Here is a 21,519-nt window from a genome sequence, read left to right on the forward strand (position 1 = left end):
GCGCTTGCCCGGCCTACGGTTTATACCCCGATATTCCTTAATTTTTCTCCCGCCATCAGCCTGCGTTCAATATGCTCAAGGGTGACGTTTTTCGTCTCCGGGATCAGCCAGAACGTAATACCGACAAACACGATATTCAGCCCGGTATAGAGCCAGAAGGTGCCCGCCGCACCAATCGCATCAAGTAGGGTCAGGAAGGTCGCGCCGATAATCATGTTCGACACCCAGTTGGTGGTGGTCGAGCAGGTAATACCGAAGTCGCGGCACTTCAGGGGCTGAATTTCCGAGCAGAGGATCCACACTACCGGCGCGGCGCTCATGGCGTATCCGGCGATGCAGATCATGGTCATGCCCACAGAGAGCCAGGAGAGGCCGCTGGAGGCGGTGCCGTTATCGAACTGCATCAGGCAGTAGCCCAGTACCAGCGTGCCAAAGGCCATGACGCTAAAACCGATCTTCAGCGCGGGCTTACGTCCGGCTTTGTCGACCATAAAGATGGCGATGAAGGTCGCGAACATAAAGGTCAGGCCGACCACCAGGGTAGCGATCATCTGCTGTTCGGTGGTGGTAAACCCGGCCATCTTAAAGATGCGCGGGGCGTAGTACATAATGATGTTCATCCCGGTAAACTGCTGCATCGCCTGGAGCAGCATGCCGAGAAATACCGCCCGCCGCACGTTGCGGTTGGCTTTGAACAGTCCCCATCCGCCCTGCTTATGCTTCAGGCTTTCGCGGATCTCATTCAGCTCCTCGCGCGCCTTCTCGGAAGTATCGCGCAGCATGCGCAGCACCTCCTCCGCCTCAATATGCCGCCCCTTTTCCGCCAGCCAGCGCGGGCTGTTGGGCAGAAAAATAACCAGCACGATCAGCACCAGCGCTGGCAAGGCCAGCACGCCCAGCATGGCGCGCCAGTTGCCCGAGTAGCTCAGCGCCGTGTCAGAGAGAAAGGCCATCACAATGCCCAGGGTGACCATCAGCTGGTACATGCTGATCATCTTGCCGCGCACGTTCTCGCTCGCCATCTCGGAGAGATAGAGCGGCGCGGTATAGGAGGCGATGCCCACCGCCACGCCGAGGATCACCCTGGAGAAGATCAGCACCTCAACGTTGATAGCGAAGGCCGACCCGAGGGATCCCACGACAAAAAGAATGGCCCCCGCCATCAGGCTGTATTTACGCCCCAGGCGAAACGAGAGCCAGCCGTTAAACAGCGCCCCGATGGCCGCTCCCAGCATCATGCTGCTCACCACCCACTCCTGCTGGCGGCTGGTCAACGTAAAGTGGTCGGTAATAAAGGGGAGCGCTCCGGCGATCACACCAATATCCAGACCAAATAGCAAACCGGCCACGGCGGCGGAGATAGAGACAAAAAGATTCATGCGCCGCGTATCCTGCAACGCGCGCGGCAATGACGGTGCGTTATGACTCAATGAACTCATCTTTTGGTGCCTGAAGTAGTAAATCGTCTATTGAAAGTAAGAGAGGGATGGCAAAAGGTGTCAGGGGTTAACGGTCGTAGATATGGATTAAATTGCTATGCATATGGTTTATGTGATGGATATTCCACTTTCATAACCACATTTAATATTATCAAATTATTTTAATTTGATGTTTTATTTAGAAAATAAGCAAGAAAGCGACTTTATTTTGGTTTTTGATATGGATATTTCGCGATTAACCATATGGATTTATCCGATTTTAAGCGATAAAAAATCCCGCCGAGTGGCAGGATCGTGTAGGTCGGGTAAGCGCAGCGCCACCCGACATTGAATTACGCTGAATTAACGCGCCAGCCAGCCGCCGTCTACCGCCACGGTGTAGCCGTTGATGTAGTCAGAGGCGCTGGAGGCCAGGAACACCACCGGCCCCATCAGATCGCTTGGCAGACCCCAGCGGCCCGCCGGAATGCGGTCGAGGATCTCAGCGCTGCGCTGCTCGTCGGCACGCAGCTGCTGGGTGTTGTTAGTCGCCATGTAGCCTGGTGCGATAGCATTCACGTTGATGTTGTGCTTCGCCCACTCGTTAGCCATCAGGCGGGTGATGCCCATCACGCCGCTTTTAGATGCGGTGTAGGACGGTACGCGGATCCCACCCTGGAAGGAGAGCATTGAGGCGATGTTGATGATTTTGCCGCCGTTGCCCTGGGCGATAAAGTGCTTCGCCGCCGCCTGGGACATAAAGAACACGCTCTTGATGTTCAGATCCATCACGTCGTCCCAGTCTTTTTCGCTGAAGTTGATCGCGTCTTCACGACGGATCAGACCTGCGTTGTTCACCAGCACGTCGATATGGCCGAACTCGTTCACCGCGCGCTCCAGCAGCGCAGGGATGCCGTCGATCTGACGCAGGTCAGCGGTCAGGCTCAGGAAGCGGCGACCCAGGGCGGTAACGCGCTCGATGGTTTCGGTCGGCTCAACGATGTTAATCCCGACAATGTCGCAGCCCGCTTCTGCCAGACCCAGCGCCATACCCTGGCCCAGGCCAGTATCACAGCCAGAGACAACCGCAACTTTACCTTCAAGAGAAAATGCATTCAGAATCATAGTGGTTCCTTAATCTATCTGCGCCTGTTCGCCAGGCATGGTTTGCTTTGCTCTCCGCGACTTAGCGCAGATCCTTAACGGCAACGTGGTCCATATCATCAAAGACCTGGTTCTCGCCTACCATCCCCCAGATGAAGGTGTAAGCCCGGGTACCCACGCCAGAGTGAATAGACCAGCTCGGTGAGATCACCGCCTGTTCGTTATGCATGATGATGTGGCGCGTCTCCTGCGGCTGGCCCATCATATGGAACACGCAGGCGTCCTCATCCATATTGAAGTAGAAGTAAACTTCCATCCGGCGTTCATGGGTATGACACGGCATGGTGTTCCACAGGTTGCCTGGCTCCAGCTCGGTCAGGCCCATGCTTAGCTGGCAGGTCTCCAGCACGTCCGGCACAAAGTATTTGTTGATGGTGCGGCGGTTGCTGGTGAGCGGATCGCCAAGGGTCACCGGGGCAACGTCCGCCGGGGTCACTTTTTTGGTTGGATATGCGGTATGCGCCGGGGCGCTGTTGTAGTAAAACTTAGCCGGTTTTGCCGGATCGACGCTGGCAAACACCACCTCTTTAGCGCCTTTACCCACGTAGAGGGCATCGCGATGGCCGATTTCGTAGCACTGGCCGTCAACGGTGATGGTGCCCGGACCGCCGATGTTGATGGTGCCCAGCTCGCGGCGCTCAAGGAAGTAGCTGACGCCCAGCTGCTTGCCCACTTCGCCGCCGACGGCGACGGTTTTTGCCACCGGCATAATGCCGCCAACGATAATGCGGTCGATATGGCTATACACCATGGTGTAAGCGTCGGGCTCGAATACCTGCTCAACTAAGAACTCGTCACGCAGCCCCTGAGTGTCCAGCGTCTTAGCATGCGCGCTGTGGATGCTTTGTCTGACTTCCACATTTACCTCCAAAATCGTTTTTGACCTAACGTCACATAACGGCGCAACGAAACGCTGTTCCGTTTTGTAGTATGGCGGCCATATTATCCCGGCTAAAACGTGTTTTCAATTGCAAATAAAACATTGTTTCATTTTTTCTGCGATTTCATTTGAAAATTGCAATTAGGATCACGATTGCTCAGAAACGTCCGTTTTCCTCCTGCCTTTATCCCCTATCTACACGACTTTTTTCTTATAAAGTGCGTGACCAATCACACATATTGAAACGATGTTTTGATAATTTAATACCTCGTTTTTAAACTCATAATCCATTTGGGTCATTACGCTGACCGATACATCGTGACAGGCCCCCTTAACAAGGAGATAAGTATGGCGAAAGGTATGCGGGTTAAGCTCAACTATGCAGTCAGCCGCGATCCCGACACGGGCGCGGAAGTGATCCGCTTAACCCCTCCCGAAGTCACCTGTCATCGTAATTACTTCTATCAGAAATGCTTTTTTAATGATGGCAGCCACCTGCTTTTCGCAGGCGAATTCGATGGTCACTGGAACTACTACCTGCTGAACATCGCGAAAGCCGAAGCGGTACAGCTGACCGAGGGCGCGGGCGACAATACCTTTGGTGGCTTCCTGTCGCCGGATGACACGGCCCTCTACTACGTTAAAAACGACCGCACCCTGCGTGAAGTGAACCTGGAAACCCTGGCCGAGCGGGAAGTCTACCGCGTACCGGATGAGTGGGTTGGCTACGGCACCTGGGTAGCAAACAGCGACTGCACCAAGCTGGTCGGCATCGAAATTGCCAAAAGCGACTGGACGCCGCTCAACGACTGGAAAATCTTCCACGACTTCTTCCTGAAGGGGCCTCGCTGCCGCCTGCTGCGCGTCGATCTCCAGACCGGTGAAAGCGCTACGATCCATGAAGAGAAACTCTGGCTGGGTCATCCTATCTACCGTCCGTTTGACGATAACACCGTCGCCTTCTGCCACGAAGGCCCGCACGACCTGGTGGATGCCCGCATGTGGCTGGTAAATGAGGACGGCAGCAACATCCGTAAAGTGAAGACCCATGCCGAAGGCGAGAGCTGCACCCATGAATTCTGGGTACCGAACGGCTCGGCGCTGGTTTACGTTTCCTACCTGAAGGGGCAACAGGGCCGCACCGTTTATCGTTTTGATCCGAACACGGGGGTTAACGAAGCGATCATGGCGATGCCGGCCTGCTCCCATCTGATGAGCAACTTTGACGGCACGCTGCTGGTAGGTGACGGTTCAGGCTCGCCGGTCGATGTTAACGATGCCGACGGCTACAGCATCGATAACGATCCCTATATCTATGTGTTCGACGTGGCGGAGAAGCGCTACTTCCGCGCGGCACGTCACGATACCTCGTGGGCCACGGTGGCAAATAGTCGTCAGGTGACCCATCCGCATCCGTCATTTACGCCGGACGACAGCGCGGTTCTGTTTAGCTCTGATAAAGACGGTAAGCCTGCGCTCTATATTGCCCGGCTTCCTGAACAGCGTGAATGGCTTCAAGCATAATTGAGTGTGTTTAGTAACTGGCCTTGCCCTCCGTATGGAGGGCCTTTTTTTATCTGCATTATCTCTTCGCAAAAATCTATTTCACTCTCTCGCTGTTAATATAAAGAAAAAACCCCGGCCAACTGCTCCGGGGTCTTCTCATGAGGGTTCTGTTAGAAGGTATATGCTACGCCGACACGGAATCGGGTCTGGCGCTCGTCGGTATTTCGCACGCCGACGTTACCCACTTCTGCATACGGGGCCCAGTTCTTATCCCATTTATAGGCGAGCTTGGCGTTATATTCGTTAGAATAGGTTTTGTTATTTTCACGAATAACGTCTTCGCTGCTTTTCGCATAGACGTAGTTCAGCTCTGGACGCCAGTCGCCCATCGCCCAGCCTACCCACGCATCGAATTTATTGACTTTGTTATCAACCACATTTGAGTCCGGGTTACGGGTATACTCATAGCGGTAACGACCCGCAATATAGACGCCGTTATCAAAGCTGTATTGCGCATGCAGATAAGGTTTATAGATTGAGAAGGTATCTTTACTTTCGATATTAAAGCCCGGGGTAAGGGCAATGTTATCTGTCGCTTTCCAGCGCCAGTTTATGGATTCTTCATGACCGTTGCCAACCAGTTCGGTTAATGGCTTATCTGCATCATCGCCGCCTGATTTCCATTTTGCTTCGACGCCAAAACCCAGGCCATTATCAAAGCGGTGCGAGACTGATACGCGGTCGGCGTTAGTTTCATTATCAATATATTCATGACGCAGATCGACAGTCACAGCCTGCGCAGCAAAAGAGGCACCGATGAGAGATGCAAGGATCAGAGTATTTTTAAACATAGCCACCCTCAAAAAATTAAAATGATGTTCCGTTTTTATGGAATTGCATTTTATTTTTTAAATAACTTTATTTTAGTGATCGAGATCGTAATTGTCTGTTTCAAAAAAACAGGCAAGTAAAGACGTGATGAATATCAACAAAGCGAGGCTTTTTTGGCTATAAATAACGACGCAGATCACAACGGAAGGATATTAACGAAATAATTACAAATATCTCCTAATAAATTAAAATGCATATTTATCAGATAGTTATTAAATTAGGTAACAAATAGTCACATATGTGACTTTATTAGAATCGCATAATACTTTTCTTAAGCATCTATTTAGACATAAAAAAAGCCCGCTCTTTAGCGGGCCTTTGTGACGCATTCAACTCAGTTGTTAACTGGGATCACCGCGCCTTTGTACTTGGTGCGGATCCAGTCCTGGATCTCTTTCGAGTGCAGTACGTTCACCAGCGCAACAACGTCTTTCTTCTTCTCGTCGCCACGATGTACGGTGATGATGTTAGCGTACGGGTTATTCTCACCGCTCTCTACCGCAATCGGATCTTTCACCGGATCCAGACCGGCGTCGATGGCGTAGTTAGCGTTGATCACCACCGCATCACCTTCGTCGTTGTTATACATCTGCGGCAGCAGAGAGCCCTCTACGTTCGGCAGGAACTCCAGCTTCTTCGGGTTCTCCACGATGTCGCTGATGCGCGCGTTGACTTTATTCACGCCCGGCTTCAGCTTGATCACGCCCTCTTTCTCGAAGATAGAGAGGATACGCCCCTCTTCCGCCACGGCATCACGCATGATCACTTTGCCACCCTGCGGCAGATCCTTCAGCGACTTGTATTTTTTCGAGTAGATACCGATCGGCTCGATGTGGATCGCGCCTGCGCTGACGAAATCATAGGTTTTGTCACCTTCGTGATCCTTCAGCACGCTGTTCAGGTAAGGGATGTGCTGGAAGTAGTTAGCGTCGATGTCGCGGCTGGCCAGAGCGGTGTTCGGCAGGATGTAGTCCTGGAACGGTTTGATCTCAAGGTCGATACCCTGTTTGGCCAGAATAGGTTTAGCCTGCTCAAGGATCTCCGCGTGCGGCACGTTAGAAGCGCCCACGGTCAGGGTATCAGCCCATGAGGCGAAGCTCAGGGCGCTAAGGGTTGCTGCGGCAATCAGTGTGAGTGTTTTTTTCATGATGTTGGTTCCCAATTTGTTGTTGTGTTTAGCGTTTATCTAACAGAGAGGTAATCACGTCGCCGCAGAACTGGATAATGAAGACGATGATCAAGATGGTCACCGTCGCCACCAGCGTGACGTCGTTGTGGTTACGCTGGAATCCTTCCAGATAAGCAAGATTTCCTAAACCGCCCGCGCCGATCACACCAGCCATGGCGCTGTAGCTCACCAGCGCGATCAGCGTAACGGTGATGCCTGACACTAACGCAGGCGACGATTCAGGCAACAGCACCCGAAACACGAGCGTACTGAGGCGCGCACCCATTGAGCGCGTGGCTTCAATAACGCCTTTATCCACTTCACGCAGCGCAATCTCCACCAGACGCGCATAGAACGGCGCGGCACCGACAATCAGCGCCGGCAGCGCAGCGTTGGCCCCCAGAATGGTGCCGACAATCGTTTTAGTGAAGGGGATCAGCAGCACGATCAGAATGATGAACGGAATCGAACGGAAGACGTTCACCACAATGGAGATCACGCTGTAGAGCGGCTTGTTCTGGAACAGCCCGCCTTTAGCGGTTAAAAACAGTGCCAGCCCGAGCAGGATCCCCAGCACAAAGGTCGCGACGCCGGAGAGGGCCGTCATGTAGAGGGTCTCTTGTGTGGCGGACCACAGCTGGTCCAGACGCAGATGCGGGAATAAATTCTCAACCATGTTTGATCACCTCGCCGTCAATATCGCTTTTCTGCAGATCTGCGAGGATATTGCCTAGTTGTTCCTGGGTTGCCACTACGTGTACCCAAAGTTGTCCAAAGACGCCGTGTGCCGTCTGGGTCATTTTGCCGTGCAGAATATTGAACGGCAGGCCGTAGCGTAGGGTCAGTTCGCCGACGATTGGCCTGTGCGTGCTGTGGCCGGTAAAGGTCAGCTTGATCACGCTGCCGTCCAGATCGTTAGCCAGCTCCGGGTTGAAGGCCTCCTCCTCTGCATACTGGCTCACCTGACGCACAAACTGGCGAGTGATGGGCTGTTGCGGGCGGGTAAAGAGATCCAGCACATCGCCCTCTTCCACCACTCTGCCGTTCTCCATTACCGCTACGCGGTCGCAAATCTTGCGCACCACGTGCATCTCATGGGTGATCAGCACGATGGTCAGCTTAAAGCGGCGGTTGATATCCAGCAGCAGATCGAGGATCTGATCGGTGGTCTGCGGGTCGAGCGCCGAGGTCGCTTCATCGCACAGCAGCACGTCCGGGCTGTTCGCCAGCGCACGGGCAATGCCGACGCGCTGCTTCTGCCCGCCGCTCAGCTGGGACGGATAGGCGTGTTCACGCCCGGTCAGACCCACCAGCTCAACCAGCTCCGCCACCCGGGCGGTGATTTTTGCTTTCGGCACGCCCGCGATCTGCATCGAGAAGGCGATGTTTTCATTTACCGTACGCGACCAGAGCAGGTTAAAGTGCTGAAAGACCATGCTGATCTTCAGCCGCGCCTGGCGCAGGCTCTCGCCGCGCGCGGCAGAGATATCCTGGCCGTTGATGGTCACGCTGCCCTCGGTGGGCTTCTCCAGGCCGTTAAGCAGGCGGATCAGGGTACTTTTCCCTGCCCCGCTGTAGCCGATGATGCCGTAAATTTGTCCCTGCTCGACCGTCAAGTTCACATTATCCACGGCGGTAATAGGGACCTTTCCGTGGTCAAAAATCTTAGAGATATTCCTCAGGACGATCATTTCGTTGGTGTATCCGTTATGGCAGTTTAGCAGTATGGATGTCTGAATGATGATAAACAGCCGTTACTACCTTTGCAAATGATAAAAAAGAGATATGAAATAATTTATCGCTCTATATGGCGATTCCAGTGGCCTGAAAGAGATAGGATAAATTCAGCAATGCTTTGCTAAAGCGTGCATATAGGCCCGGCTACGGTCCCCAGCGGCAACGCCACTAGTAGAGATTAACCCTTTGTTTTATAAACATAATAAATACCACGCAGTGCAACGTTAACAATAGACGGCTTTCCATCCTGACGGCTAAACAGCATAGATATGCTATTTTGTTCTATTTAGCAGAGAATCATTCTTTAAAACCTCTTTTTTGCCGCCCTATCCTCCTGCTATCGCATCTCATAACAGGTACAAAACATGTCCGTATTCCACTCTATTACTGACCTAATCGGTCAGACCCCGGTGCTTCAGCTGCATAAACTGGACGCGGGTCCATGCGCGCTTTTTCTCAAGCTGGAGAACCAGAACCCCGGCGGCTCTATCAAAGACCGGGTGGCGCTGTCGATGATCAACGAGGCCGAGCGCCAGGGTTTGCTTGTTCCCGGCGGCACCATTATTGAAGCCACCGCAGGTAATACCGGGCTCGGGCTGGCGCTGATAGCTGCGCAGAAGGGCTATAAGCTGGTGCTGGTAGTGCCGGACAAGATGAGCCATGAGAAGATCTACCACCTGCGTGCGCTGGGTGTTGACGTGCGCCTGACCCGCTCCGACGTGACAAAGGGCCACCCGGAGTACTATCAGGACTATGCCCGCCGCCTGGCAGAGGAGACGCCGGGTGCTTACTATATCGATCAGTTCTCTAACCCGGCCAACCCACTGGCGCACGCTACCACCACTGCGCCAGAGCTGTTTGACCAGCTGGCAGGCAGGGTTGATGCCGTAGTAGTAGGCGTTGGCTCCGGCGGCACGCTGGGTGGCTTGCAGGCATGGTTTGCCAAACACTCGCCGCATACCGAATTTGTGCTGGCCGATCCCGTTGGCTCGATTCTGGCGGATCAGGTTGAGACCGGACAGCACGGCGAAGCGGGATCCTGGCGCGTCGAAGGGATTGGGGAGGACTTTATCCCTCCCCTCGCCCAGCTGGAGAATGTCCGCCAGGCGTATCGGGTCACGGATGCAGAGGCCTTTGCCACTGCTCGTCAGCTGTTACAGACGGAGGGGGTGCTGGCCGGCTCCTCTACAGGCACCCTGCTGGCCGCCGCGCTACGCTACTGTCAGGCCCAGACGACGCCGAAGCGGGTGGTGACCTTCGCCTGCGACAGCGGCAATAAATATCTCTCCCGCATGTTTAACGACGAGTGGCTGCGCCAGCAGGGCTTGCAGGATGATGATCGGCCCGCGCCCGCCGCGCCTGCTCTGGCAACCCTCAGCGTGCATAGCGGGGCCTTTAATGACCAGCACGGGGCAGTGATGCCGCCTATCTATGCCACCTCAACCTTTGCCCAGCCTGCACCGGGCCAGCACACCGGCTATGAATACTCCCGCAGCGGCAACCCAACCCGCCACGCCCTGGAGAGCGCTATCGCCGAGCTGGAGGGCGGCACACGCGGCTACGCTTTTGCCTCCGGCCTGGCGGCGATCTCGACCGTGCTGGAGCTGCTGGATAAAGATAGTCATATCGTCGCCATTGACGACGTCTACGGTGGCACCTACCGCCTGATTGAGAACGTACGCCGCCGCAGTACCGGACTACAGGTGAGCTGGGTGAAGCCGGACGATCTCGCCGGACTGGAGACCGCCATCCGTCCCGACACGCGGATGATCTGGGTAGAGACCCCCACCAACCCGCTGTTGAAGCTGGCGGACCTGGCGGCTATCGCTGAGATCGCCCGCCGTCATAACGTGATTAGCGTGGCAGATAATACCTTTGCCTCGCCGCTGATCCACCGCCCACTGACGCTGGGCTTTGATATCGTGGTGCACTCGGCCACCAAATACCTCAACGGCCACTCCGACGTGGTCGCCGGGCTGGCGGTGGTGGGCGATCGCCCAGCGCTGGCGGAGAAGCTGGGCTACCTGCAAAATGCGGTGGGCGGCGTGCTCGATCCGTTCAGCAGCTTCCTGACCCTGCGCGGGATCCGCACCCTCGCCCTGCGCATCGAGCGCCACAGCAGCAACGCCCTGGCGCTGGCCCGCTGGCTTGAGCAGCAGCCGCAGGTCGAGAAAGTCTGGTTCCCGTGGCTGACATCCCACCCGCAGTATGCCCTCGCGCGCCAGCAGATGGCTCAGCCGGGCGGCATGATCTCCATCGTGATCAAAGGCGACGACCAGCGTGCGGCAGAGGTGATCAGTAAACTGAAGCTGTTCACCCTCGCCGAGAGCCTGGGCGGCGTTGAGAGTCTGGTTAGCCAGCCGTTCAGTATGACCCACGCCTCGATCCCGCTGGCGCAGCGCCTGGCGAACGGCATTACGCCGCAGCTGATCCGCCTGTCGGTGGGCATTGAGGATGAGAAAGATCTGCTGGCGGATCTAAAGCAGGCTCTGGCCTGATACCGATGCGCGCCGCCTGCGATTGCGACTATGCTTAGAGGCTAAGGGTTTTGATTAAGCCAGTCTGAGTCGCAGGAGCGCGCACCGCTATGCTAGTAAATAGTTTGATCGTCATCTTGAGCGTTATTGCGATGGAGGGCATCGCCGCGTTTACCCACCGCTACATTATGCACGGCTGGGGATGGCGCTGGCATGAGTCACACCATACCCCGCGCAAGGGCGTATTTGAGTTAAACGATCTCTTTGCGGTAGTGTTTGCCGGGGTAGCTATCGCGCTGATTGCCGTGGGCACGGCGGGCGTTTGGCCCCTGCAGTGGATTGGCTGCGGCATGACGGTCTATGGCCTGCTCTACTTCCTGGTGCACGACGGTCTGGTGCATCAGCGCTGGCCCTTCCACTGGATCCCGCGCCGGGGCTACCTGAAGCGGCTCTACGTCGCCCACCGCCTGCACCACGCGGTGCGCGGCCGGGAGGGCTGCGTCTCCTTCGGTTTTATTTACGCCCGCAAGCCTGCCGACCTACAGGCGATCCTGCGTGAACGTCATGGCCGCCCGCCTAAACGGGACGCTGCCAAAGACCGGCCGGACGCGGCGTCACCCTCGTCGTCTTCGCCCGAATAACCTGCCCCGGTGCCGCCATCAGCATGGCAATTTTTTCACCTTTGCTGGTGTGCTGGCGGCAATCCCAGGCGCTGCCTCCCGCCGCTTTTACCTTAATACCGATCTCCCGGTAGACGCTGCGGGCGGTGGCGATCGCCCAGGCGCAGCGCGGCGGCAGATCGTGTAGCCCGGCCTGGGAGGAGATGTAGTACGGCTCTGCGGCATCAATAAGCCGCTCCGCCACCCGCGCCAGCGCGGCCCGATTCTCCCGCGCGGCATAGTTCTCCGGGGTCAGCCCGGCATCCTGCAGCCACTCGGCGGGCAGATAGCAGCGGTCAATAGCCGCATCGTCAATAATATCCCGGGCGATATTCGTCAGCTGGAAGGCCAGCCCCAGATCGCAGGCGCGATCCAGCACCCGCTCATCCCGCACGCCCATCACCCTGGCCATCATCAGACCCACCACGCCCGCCACGTGATAGCAGTAGCGCAGCGTATCCTCAAAGGTGACATAGCGGGTCTGAGCCACGTCCATCGCAAAGCCGTCGAGGTGATCGAGCGCCATGCGGGGCGTAATACCGTGGGTCAGCGCCACCTCCTGAAAGGCAGCGAAGGCCGGATCCTGCATCTCGGCCCCTTCAAATGCCGCCAGGGTCAGCGTGCGCAGCCGGGCCAGGCGCTGGGTGGCCTCCTCCTCCGCCGCGGCCTCGCTGGCGAAGCCGTGGGTCTGGTCGTCAATGACGTCATCGCAGTGGCGGCACCAGGTGTAGAGCATCAGCACGCTACGGCGGGTGGCCGGGTCGAACAGCTTCGCAGCGGTGGCAAAACTTTTCGAGCCGTTGGCCATGGTCTGCGTGGCGTGGTCAAGCAGCGGCGGTTGGCTCATTGCAGATCCTCAATCATCAGGCTGGCGGTGGCTTTCGCCGAGGCCACTACGCCAGGAATACCCGCCCCAGGGTGAGTACCTGCGCCCACCAGGTAGAGGTTGGCAATGTCGCTGTCGCGGTTGTGCGGGCGGAACCAGGCGCTTTGGGTCAGCAGCGGCTCGATGGAGAAGGCCGATCCCAGATGCGCATCCAGCGTGTCGTGGAAGTCTGCCGGGGTAAAGATCCGCTGGGTCACCAGCTGGCTACGCAGGCCGGGCATATAGCGCTCTTCAAGGTAGTCAAAGATGCGGTCGCGCAGCTTCGGCCCCTCCTGCGTCCAGTCCAGCGGCGCGTTGCCAAGATGCGGCACCGGGGCCAGCACGTAGAAGCTGGCGCAGCCGGGAGGCGCGAGCGAGGGATCGGTCACGCAGGGCGAGTGCAGGTAGAGCGAGAAGTCATCCGCCAGCGCGCTGCCGGTAAAGATCTCGTCGATCAGCTCCCGGTAGCGGGGACCAAAACAGATGGTATGGTGCGCCAGCTGGGAATGAGGCTGGTTCAGGCCGAAGTAGAGCACAAACAGCGAGTTGCTCATGCTCTTGCGCTCCAGCGCTGCCGCCCGCTTCTGCCCCACCGGATGGTGGCCGAGCAGCTTTTTATAGGTGTTCACCACGTCAGCGTTCGAGGCTACGGCGTCGGTGTCAAAGATCCGACCATCCGCCAGCCGGACCTGGCTTACGCGGTTATCAGTCACCACCAGCTCTTCGACCCGGGCGTTGAGTTCGATCTCCCCGCCCAGATCGGTAAACAGCTTCACCATGCCGTTCACCAGCGCCCCGGTGCCGCCCTCAGGGAACCAGACCCCCCACTCCCGCTCAAGGGCGTGGATCAGGGTGTAGATGGACGAGGTGGTGAAGGGGTTGCCGCCTACCAGCAGGGAGTGGAACGAGAAGGCCTGCCGCAGATGCTCATCCTCAATAAAGCGCGAAACCGACTGGTAGACGCTCTGCCACGCCTGGAGCTTAAGCAGCTGCGGCCCGGCGCGCAGCATGTCGCGAAAAGAGAGGAACGGCACGCTGCCGAGGCGCAGATACCCCTCCTGGAATACCGCCTGGGAGTAAGCCAGAAAGCGCCGGTAGCCCTCGACGTCGCGGGGGTTGAACTGGGTAATCTGCGCCTCAAGCTCGGCGCTGTCGTTAGCATAGTCGAGGGTCTTCCCGGACTCCCAGCAGAGTCGGTAGAAGGGTTTTACCGGCAGCAGCCTGACGTAATCCTCCATGCGCCTGCCGGCCAGGGTGAACAGCGCCTCAAGCGCGGTGGGATCGGTGATCACCGTCGGCCCGGCGTCAAAGGTAAAGCCCTGGTCATGCCAGACGTAGGCGCGACCGCCGGGCTTGTCCCGCTGCTCCAGCAGTACGGTTGGGATCCCTGCCGCCTGCAGGCGAATCGCCAGCGCCAGGCCACCAAAGCCTGCGCCAATCACAACGGTTTTTTTCATCCTTTATCTCGTCTGTCAGGAAAATGGTTCAGCGCCGCCCGCCAGGCTTCGCCCAGTGGAACCGGTGGCTTGCCCGTCAAAATGCGGGCCTTATCGAAGAGAGAGAGCCGACCGGCGTAAAAGCGCTCTACGGTGGGCTCCGGCAGCCCATAAAAGCGCTGCATCACCCGCCAGCGGTTCTCCTCGCGCCCGGCCAGGAAAAGCATCCGGTTCAGCAGGCGGAAGAATCCCTGCCTGCGCCAGTGGCGTTCGGCAAACTGCCGGGTGAGCTGATAGAGCGGAACGCTGCCCAGCCGCGGGCTGTCGGCAATCGCGTCGGCGAGGGCCACCGCCAGCGGCAGCGAATAGCCAGTGGTAGGGTGAAATAGCCCGGCCCGCATTCCCGAGCGCGGCACGCCCGGCGCATCGGCCCACAGAGCCTGGATGTCACCCGCCAGGGTAATCGGCAGACAGCCGGTCTCCTCGCGTTCAAGCTGGGCCAGCTGCCACCCTTTGCTGTGAGCATAGTCGGTAACCGTCTGGCGCAGGGCATTATCATCACGCTGCGGGACATTGGCGTAGCGCGTATCCTCGATCAGCAGCGTGTCGGCGGAGAGCGGCAGCGTGTAGACAAAGCGATAGCCCTGCTGCTGCGCCACCGTGGCATCCATCAGGATCGGTACGGTCAGGCCGTGGGGCTGTGTCAGCCGCCACTGCTGACCAAGAAAGAGCTGATAGCCGGTTTGCATCGCCGAATTGGCGGTCACGCCGCGTCCGTCAATCACCGCTCCGGCAAGCAGCGCCTCACCGTTGGCAAGGCGCACGCTATTGGGTAACACCTCGCTCACCGAACAGTTTAGCCAGATGTTCTCCCCCAGCGCCTGATGCAGGGCCTCGGCAAAGCGTTCTGAGGTAATGGAGTAGTAGCCGCGCGCGAGGCGACGGCGAAGATCGGGAAACTGCACCTCATAGCCCGGCCAGGCGTGGGCCACCAGCGGGGCCAGCCAGGCGTGCTGCTCGGGAGTCAGATCGTCTTCATGGAATGACCAGGTATGGTTCCCGCCGGGCTGCTCCCCGGCCTCGATCAGCAGCAGGTTAAGCTGCGGGTAGCGCTGGCGCAGACGCCAGGCGATCAGCCCGTTGGCCAGGCCGCCGCCGACTAAAATCAGATCCCTCACGATACGCTCTCACTCCCTGCTATGGCCTGTTCAATCAGGGTCGCCGCACGGGGCGTGCCCCCGGCGTCGTTAAGCTGCTGGCGGGCCGTCGCCAGACGCTGATGCAGCGTCTCATCCCCCAGCAGTTGGGCAATCTCATCCGCCAGCGTCTGCTGTCTGGCAAAGCGCGATACCCGGCGGCCCAGCCCGTTATAGACCAGCCGGGCAGCCACGGCGGGCTGGTCGAAAGAGAGTGGCACCGCCAGCACCGGCGCCGCGGCAGCCAGCGCATCCAGTACGGTATTGAGACCGCCGTGGGTGATCACCAGATTGGCTTCGGCAACGTAGCGCGGCTGGTCGACAAAGCTGACCACCTCCGTCGCGCCGCAGGCGTAGAGCGAGTCGGCCTGGGCGGGCGTCAGGCCATCGCAGTGGGCAATGGTCACCTCCGCCCCCACGCTGGCACAGGCGCGGGCGATCTTCTGAAACAGGCGTAGACGGTGGCCCTGAAGGGTGCCCAGCGAGGCAAAGATCCGCGGCGTGCTGCGTGGCGAGCGTTCAACCTGCGGCGGCGGCTGATAGCGCAGTGCTCCCACGTAGTGAAAACAGTTCGGCAGCGCCCGGCGTGGGAAGTCGAGGGCCGGAACGGACTGGCTAATCTGCGCCAGCGGCGAGAGACACTCGTCGAGACGCCTGCGCTCCGGCAAACCAAAGCGCTGGGCGTGGCGCAGGATCGTCTGCCCGTGCGGGTACATCAGCGCATCGTAGATCCGTTCGCTGACCTGAAAACGCCGCAGGGCTCTCTTATCCTCGGCGTAGTGAAACGGCATCACCGGCAGCGGCAGACCCGGCTCGCGGTTGACCGGCAGCGCGCAGGCAATAGAGATAAATGGTAGTCCCAGCGCCTCGGCGACCAGGCTTCCGGCGGGCTCCATCTCATCGACAATCAGCGCGTCCACCGCCAGCCGCTGTAGAATAGCGGGCAGCTGCTGGCAGAGCACATCGGTCAGGGATGACATGGCCGCAATCAGCCGCAGCAGGTTGCCGTTGCTCTGCTGCTGGACGTTGCGCTGGGCCTGTTGCACGCTGGCGGGAAGTGGATAGAACGCCACCCGCTCCGTTTCCTGCTCTGCCAGCGAGGCGACGTTGCCGGTGAGAAAGGTCACCCGGTGGCCGCGTTGGGCCATCTCCAGAGCCAGGGCATGCAGCGCCACCGCATGACTGTAGAGCGGCGGTGCCACAATGGCAAAATGGCTCATGGCGTATCCCGCACATAGCGGATATCCGCCTGCTTTAGCTCGCTCAGGCTGCGGCTGCCGGTGCAGAAGCAGGCCACCCGCAGCTGCTCAATAATCACGTTGAAGTGATCGATCACCTTCTCCGTGGAGACGCCTGCGCTGCCGAGCACGGCGGCGGCCTGCCCTACCATGCACGCGCCGAGCCGCAGCGCTTTCGCCGCGTCGACGCCGTTTTTAATCCCGCCCGAGGCAATAAGGGGCATCTGCGGCCAGGCCTCGGCAATGTCAACCAGCGCCTCAGCGGTGGGGATCCCCCAGTCGGCAAAGACGTTGGCCACGCTGCGCTGCTGCTCGGTGGCCGCCCGCTCGCCTTCAACGGCGGCCCAGCTGGTGCCGCCCGCGCCCGCGACGTCAATCACGGTAACGCCGGCATCGATCAGCTGCCCGGCCACGGTTCGGGAGATACCGGCTCCCACCTCTTTCACCACCAGCGGAACGGGCAGCTCGCGGACCAGAGTTTCAATAGCCGCCAGCCGTCCGCGCCAGTCGCGATCGCCGCCGGGCTGTAGCGCCTCCTGCAGCGGGTTTAGGTGCACAATCAGCGCATCCGCCTCGATCATCTCCACGGCCCGTCGGGCGTAATCAATACCTTTTCTGCCGGTCAGCTGCGCCGCGCCGAGGTTCGCCAGCAGCGGCACGTCCGGGGCCAGCTGCCGCAGGGTTTTATCCAGCCCTAAGCCCGCGTCGCTCTCAATGGCGACGCGCTGGGAGCCCACCCCCATCGCAATTTTTAGCACCTGCGCCGCCTCGGCGAGGTGGCGGTTGATATGGCGCGAGCGCTCAACGCCGCCGGTCATGGAGCTGATCAGCAGCGGAGCCTGTAGCTGCCGATTAAGGAAGGTGGTTTCCAGCGTGATGTCGCTAAAATTCAGCTCTGGCAGGGCGCAGTGGGTAAAGCGCCAGCGCTCAAAACCTGCGCTAGCCTGAGTTACGGCGCGACGGGGGTCGAGAACGATATCCAGATGATCGTTCTTACGCTGAACAAGGCGCTCGTCCTTCATTCATCACTACTCCTGTAATGTGGTTCCATCGTTATGTACTGCTTGAACCCAAAAGGGCGGTATCAGGCGATTTTCATGACCGGTGACCAGTCGGCAAGGTGATGGCCAAACCACAGATGCATAAACTGTCGGATGGCGTTGCCCTGCGGACAGGCAAAAGTGAGGTGTTTGTCGGCGGAATCAATATGCTCGCGCAGCTTTTGCCGGGCCGCGTCTGCGCCCAGCCGGTTGACCAGCGTCGATTTTCCCGCGTCCTTATTGCGATCTTTACCGGTTTCCGGGTGATCGTCACGCAGATCGTCCAGCAGTTGAAACGCCTGGCCGAAGTCGAGGGCGAAGGCGTGCAGCGTCTCTCGCGTGCTCGGCGACGAGGCGGAAGCAATGGCGACGATCTGCAGCATCGCGCTGAACAGAATGCCGGTCTTGAGGTGGTTGGTGCTGAGGATAGCGTCAGGGGTACGGTCGAGGGCGGCATCGTTAAGATCGCGAAACTGCCCCAGCACCAGGCCCTGCACGCCCACGGCAGTAGAGAGCTCGTTGACCGCCTGGGCACGCCTCTCCCCCGGCAGATCGCCGGTGGCGGCGATCAGGCCAAAGGCTTTAGAGAGCAGCCCAACGGAGGCAAGGATCGCCACGCTCTCACCAAATTTTTTGTGGGTAGTGGGCTGACCGCGGCGCAGCTCGGCGTTGTCCATGCAGGGCATGTCGTCGAGCATCAGCGACGCGGTATGGGTCAGTTCAACGGCGCAGGCGAGATCGAGCAGCGTAGGCATACTGCCCTGGTAGCGGAGGTCGCGGGCGGCCAGCAGCATCAGCAGCGGACGGATCCGTTTACCGGGCGCCATGACGCCTTCACGCATCGCAAGGCTGACGATATCCTGGCTGTCGGTTTCAGGTAACAGGCCAGCCAGGTGATCGTCAATGGATTGTCTCATTACTTCTATTTCGCGATGAGGCGAAACGCCCGCTTTACTGCCACTCACCATTGCAAGGTTACCCGCTGAATTGTCTTTTAGTATCAGTTAACCGTAGACCGCGCGGATAGCTCTCGCCAGGTTCTGAAGCAGTTTTACATTGTGCGAAGCATGAGACGCTGTGCCTTTAGATCTGCGCCATGCCGCCATCAACGAACAGCTCTACGCCGTTGATAAAGCTGGCCGCATCGGAGCCAAGAAATGCGACCACTTTACCGATCTCCTCCGGCTCACCGAGGCGGCCCAGCGGCACCTGTGCGGCGAGGGCGTCAAACAGCCCCTGCCGATGCTCATCCGGCACCAGCTCGCTGAGGCCTGGCGTACGAACCGGGCCGGGGCTGACCACGTTGACGCGAATGCCGCGATCTTTCAGATCCAGCGCCCACGAGCGGGCAAAGTTGCGCACGGCGGCCTTGCTGGCGCTATAAACGCTGAAGCTGGCGGTGCCCATAACGGAGGTGGTCGAGCCGGTTAAAATCACCGATGCGCCATCCACCAGCAGCGGCAGCGCCTTCTGCACCGTGAACACCACGCCGCGCACGTTGGTGCCAAAGATGCGATCAAAATGCTCTTCGCTGATGGCCCCCAGCGGCTGCATGTCGCCGCCTCCGGCATTGGCAAACAGAATGTCCAGCCGCCCGACCTGTTTCGCAATCTGGGCATAGACCGCGTCCAGATCCGCCAGCTTAGAGGCATCGGCACGAATGCCGGTTGCCGCCGCGCCGATGGACTCAACCGCTGCGTCCAGCTCGGCCTGGCGACGCCCGGTAATAAACACCTGCGCGCCCTGCGCCGCCAGCACCTGTGCGGTTGCCAGACCAATGCCGCTTGTGCCACCAGTAACTAATGCAATTTTACCGTCGAGTTGTTTGTTCATCTTATTATTCCTTACCTGCTTAATAGTGAGTATCGGGAGTGCCCGTCACCGCATCGTCAGGGCATGGATGAACTCTACTGCGCATTGCATTAGGGAAAAATAGTGGAAAATAGAAAGCACTATTTACCGGTGTGGATAATCACCAGAGAGGATGGGCGCATAATCCTGGCGTGAAACCTCGCTAAAGCCGCTGATGAACAGCGCTGTACACGGGGTGCAGTACGCCGGATCGCTCACTAGCTGGGTCAATGCATCACGCAGAAGGGCTATGCATGCCGACGATGTGCTTCTACTCGTAATCAACGGCAGGCCCGGCGCGGCAGGGCCTGCGCCAATCACCGCCAGCTCGGCAACGAGCATGGGTGCATGGCGCTGGAGCAGCGCGAAGGTGACGCAGTCGATGGCAGCAATGTCCGCCCTGCCCTCGCCGATCTCAACCAGCGACTGGCAGTGGCTACCGCTGAAAGTAACGCTATTAAAGAAGGTCCCCTGCTGCGCCAGCGGGGCAACCATCTGCATCAATACGTTGTAACCCGACTGGGAGTCGGGTGCGTTGCAGACCGCGCGGCTGCCGCGAAAATCCGCCAGCGTTTTATGCCTGTCGCTCTGGCGCACCACCAGCAGGCTGCGATAATAGATCCCTTCGCAACCCGGAGCAGAGTAGTGAAAGCAGCCTACCGTCTGCACCTCCGGTAGCTGCGTGACCAGCGGATAACCACAGGCCTGACTGAGCAGCAGATCGTCATCCTGCCAGTGGGTAAGCAGATCCGCCTGCGGCCAAATCGGCGTGACGGCAATGCCCCTTGCCGCCAGCAGATCCTGCACAGCCTGAATCAGCGCCTCGCTATCCGGGCGGTGCAGGTCATACATCGGAAACGCAATCTTAGTGCTCATTACCGTTTGCCTTGCTAAAGCCGGGATGGACATTGACGTTCACCGAGCGGCATAAAAAGTGCCGCAGCCACTCGCCGTAGCCGCGCACCAGAAAACCACCGTTGCGCTGCTGATAGCTCGCCCGATCGCGCAGATAGATCTTGCGTAATGCGTACCAGGGTACGCCCGGCAGATCGTGATGGACAGAATGGTAGTTCAGATTCAGGAACAGCACCCGCCACGGCAGCGAGGCCTCGTTGATTACCGAGCGCGCAAGCGGATCGTTATCCGCCCGATGCTCCAGAAACGATCGCACTTTCGTCAACGCTAGCGCCGGATAGCTGATCGCCAGCACGAAATAGAGAATTGAAAACCCACAGTGCACCAGCCAGGCAAAGGTTACCGCCAGCAGGATACCGTGCACAATCCACATCGCCATCGCCCGCCAATCCAGCTGGCGAAACGCGGTCAGCATCCCGACCAGCAGTTGGACGATATCCAGCGCCGGGGCCAGCAGCAGGCGACCGGGAAAGGTGTTGCGCAGGGTTATAAGCTTACGCTGCCAGGGCGCATAGCGCCGCCAGCGCCACTCGGGAATATAGTAGGACTCGGGATCGTCCTCCGGCTGCGTGAGCAGATGGGTGCGATGATGCGCCAGATGCGCGTCCCGATAGAGGCCATAGGGATACCAGACCGCCAGCGGCATCAGTCCCAGCAGCTGGTTCACCCGTGGAGAGCGCGTTGGATGGCCGTGGATCAGCTCATGCTGAAGCGACATGTACCAGGTGGTGAACCAGATCAGCAGCAGCGTAGCGGGCAGCAGCCCCAGCATCTGCCAGAAGGCCAGCGTCGCAAACCAGCCGCCGTAGATCGCGACGATCAACATCCAGGTTGGCAGCTCGCTGCGCCAAAGCCAGGAGCGGCCGTGCTGTCGGACCCAGTCGCGCTGCTGCTCGTGTAGCCAGCCAGCGGTGCTTTTCGCCATTGTTTTCCCCTACTCGGCTTGCTTGTCAGATAGCGCAAACGATGTGAGAAAAAGGCGGTAATGACAAAGAATTTAAATGGCTTAGCTTTTGCGAGGCGCGGCAATAATCCACCGCAGGATAGAGCGCCCGGTGATAACCACCGGGCAGAGGAG

Annotated in this window: 19 protein-coding genes and 1 pseudogene; 4 read left to right on the forward strand and 16 right to left on the reverse strand. The window is 58.6% G+C overall.

Annotated elements, in window-relative coordinates; translation table 11 throughout:
- Positions 1-20: 20 nt before the first annotated feature.
- The 3 genes from araE to kduI all read right to left on the reverse strand — a co-directional run bounded on the left by araE (position 21) and on the right by kduI (position 3,441).
- Positions 21-1,439 carry an arabinose-proton symporter AraE gene (araE, locus tag WFN61_RS07035; RefSeq protein WP_222888755.1) on the reverse strand — a complete coding sequence of 473 codons (1,419 nt, stop codon included), beginning with the start codon at positions 1,437-1,439 and terminating at the stop codon, positions 21-23.
- Between the two features lie 342 nt (positions 1,440-1,781).
- The gene (kduD, locus tag WFN61_RS07040; protein WP_144819020.1) at positions 1,782-2,543 is read right to left on the reverse strand and encodes a 2-dehydro-3-deoxy-D-gluconate 5-dehydrogenase KduD; all 762 of its coding nucleotides are present in this window, start codon (positions 2,541-2,543) and stop codon (positions 1,782-1,784) included.
- A 61-nt stretch (positions 2,544-2,604) separates the two neighbouring features.
- On the reverse strand, positions 2,605-3,441 hold the full coding sequence (gene kduI, locus WFN61_RS07045) for a 5-dehydro-4-deoxy-D-glucuronate isomerase (protein WP_144819018.1): 837 nt from the start codon (positions 3,439-3,441) through the stop codon (positions 2,605-2,607).
- Positions 3,442-3,810: 369 nt separating this feature from the next.
- Here kduI and WFN61_RS07050 point away from each other — a divergent pair, with 369 nt between their 5' ends.
- Entirely contained in the window at positions 3,811-4,986 is a 1,176-nt protein-coding gene (locus tag WFN61_RS07050; protein ID WP_312235467.1) for an oligogalacturonate lyase family protein, read from the forward strand.
- A 152-nt stretch (positions 4,987-5,138) separates the two neighbouring features.
- Here WFN61_RS07050 and WFN61_RS07055 read toward each other — a convergent pair whose 3' ends face one another.
- The 4 genes from WFN61_RS07055 to WFN61_RS07070 all read right to left on the reverse strand — a co-directional run bounded on the left by WFN61_RS07055 (position 5,139) and on the right by WFN61_RS07070 (position 8,718).
- Entirely contained in the window at positions 5,139-5,819 is a 681-nt protein-coding gene (locus tag WFN61_RS07055) for an oligogalacturonate-specific porin KdgM family protein (protein ID WP_042387967.1), read from the reverse strand.
- Between the two features lie 374 nt (positions 5,820-6,193).
- Complete coding sequence (locus WFN61_RS07060; RefSeq protein WP_103818365.1) at positions 6,194-7,006, reverse strand: MetQ/NlpA family ABC transporter substrate-binding protein; 813 nt, start codon at positions 7,004-7,006, stop codon at positions 6,194-6,196.
- A 28-nt stretch (positions 7,007-7,034) separates the two neighbouring features.
- The gene (locus tag WFN61_RS07065) at positions 7,035-7,703 is read right to left on the reverse strand and encodes a methionine ABC transporter permease (protein ID WP_103818366.1); all 669 of its coding nucleotides are present in this window, start codon (positions 7,701-7,703) and stop codon (positions 7,035-7,037) included.
- Entirely contained in the window at positions 7,696-8,718 is a 1,023-nt protein-coding gene (locus WFN61_RS07070; RefSeq protein ID WP_257758450.1) for a methionine ABC transporter ATP-binding protein, read from the reverse strand. Before WFN61_RS07070 ends, WFN61_RS07065 begins: the two co-directional genes overlap by 8 nt.
- 411 nt (positions 8,719-9,129) lie before the next feature.
- On the opposite strand from WFN61_RS07070, the pseudogene WFN61_RS07075 reads away from it, so the two are divergent.
- The 3 genes and pseudogenes from WFN61_RS07075 to WFN61_RS07085 form a co-directional block, all read left to right on the forward strand.
- Positions 9,130-10,092: pseudogene (locus WFN61_RS07075) on the forward strand (PLP-dependent cysteine synthase family protein); the annotation flags it as partial.
- Between the two features lie 36 nt (positions 10,093-10,128).
- Positions 10,129-11,262, forward strand: a complete 1,134-nt coding sequence (locus WFN61_RS07080; protein WP_337038575.1) for a trans-sulfuration enzyme family protein — start codon at positions 10,129-10,131, stop codon at positions 11,260-11,262.
- Positions 11,263-11,351: 89 nt separating this feature from the next.
- Positions 11,352-11,882, forward strand: a complete 531-nt coding sequence (locus WFN61_RS07085) for a sterol desaturase family protein (protein WP_042387980.1) — start codon at positions 11,352-11,354, stop codon at positions 11,880-11,882.
- Here the strand turns inward: WFN61_RS07085 and crtB are convergent.
- From crtB to WFN61_RS07130, 9 genes are all read right to left on the reverse strand, one after another.
- Entirely contained in the window at positions 11,818-12,747 is a 930-nt protein-coding gene (gene crtB / locus WFN61_RS07090) for a 15-cis-phytoene synthase CrtB (RefSeq protein ID WP_144819012.1), read from the reverse strand. The two genes, WFN61_RS07085 and crtB, sit on opposite strands and share 65 nt — an antisense overlap.
- Complete coding sequence (locus WFN61_RS07095; protein WP_337038400.1) at positions 12,744-14,222, reverse strand: phytoene desaturase; 1,479 nt, start codon at positions 14,220-14,222, stop codon at positions 12,744-12,746. Before WFN61_RS07095 ends, crtB begins: the two co-directional genes overlap by 4 nt.
- Complete coding sequence (crtY, locus tag WFN61_RS07100; protein WP_436880860.1) at positions 14,219-15,379, reverse strand: lycopene beta-cyclase CrtY; 1,161 nt, start codon at positions 15,377-15,379, stop codon at positions 14,219-14,221. The genes WFN61_RS07095 and crtY overlap by 4 nt, the downstream gene beginning before the upstream one ends.
- Positions 15,376-16,617 carry a glycosyltransferase gene (locus tag WFN61_RS07105; RefSeq protein WP_337038402.1) on the reverse strand — a complete coding sequence of 414 codons (1,242 nt, stop codon included), beginning with the start codon at positions 16,615-16,617 and terminating at the stop codon, positions 15,376-15,378. Before WFN61_RS07105 ends, crtY begins: the two co-directional genes overlap by 4 nt.
- Positions 16,614-17,657, reverse strand: coding sequence for a type 2 isopentenyl-diphosphate Delta-isomerase (gene fni, locus WFN61_RS07110; protein ID WP_257758454.1), 1,044 nt, complete (start codon positions 17,655-17,657; stop codon positions 16,614-16,616). Before fni ends, WFN61_RS07105 begins: the two co-directional genes overlap by 4 nt.
- A 62-nt stretch (positions 17,658-17,719) precedes the next feature.
- Positions 17,720-18,592: a polyprenyl synthetase family protein gene (locus tag WFN61_RS07115; RefSeq protein ID WP_308219181.1), complete on the reverse strand. Its 873-nt coding sequence runs from the start codon at positions 18,590-18,592 to the stop codon at positions 17,720-17,722.
- A gap of 166 nt (positions 18,593-18,758) precedes the next feature.
- The gene (locus WFN61_RS07120) at positions 18,759-19,508 is read right to left on the reverse strand and encodes an SDR family NAD(P)-dependent oxidoreductase (RefSeq protein ID WP_144819000.1); all 750 of its coding nucleotides are present in this window, start codon (positions 19,506-19,508) and stop codon (positions 18,759-18,761) included.
- A 123-nt stretch (positions 19,509-19,631) separates the two neighbouring features.
- Positions 19,632-20,402, reverse strand: a complete 771-nt coding sequence (locus tag WFN61_RS07125) for a phosphate/phosphite/phosphonate ABC transporter substrate-binding protein (RefSeq protein ID WP_312282526.1) — start codon at positions 20,400-20,402, stop codon at positions 19,632-19,634.
- Positions 20,392-21,366, reverse strand: a complete 975-nt coding sequence (locus WFN61_RS07130) for a fatty acid desaturase (RefSeq protein WP_337038405.1) — start codon at positions 21,364-21,366, stop codon at positions 20,392-20,394. The genes WFN61_RS07125 and WFN61_RS07130 overlap by 11 nt, the downstream gene beginning before the upstream one ends.
- Positions 21,367-21,519 lie beyond the last annotated feature (153 nt).

It is taken from the genome of Pseudescherichia sp. AS216, from assembly GCF_037152055.1.
Classification (GTDB): domain Bacteria; phylum Pseudomonadota; class Gammaproteobacteria; order Enterobacterales; family Enterobacteriaceae; genus Pseudescherichia.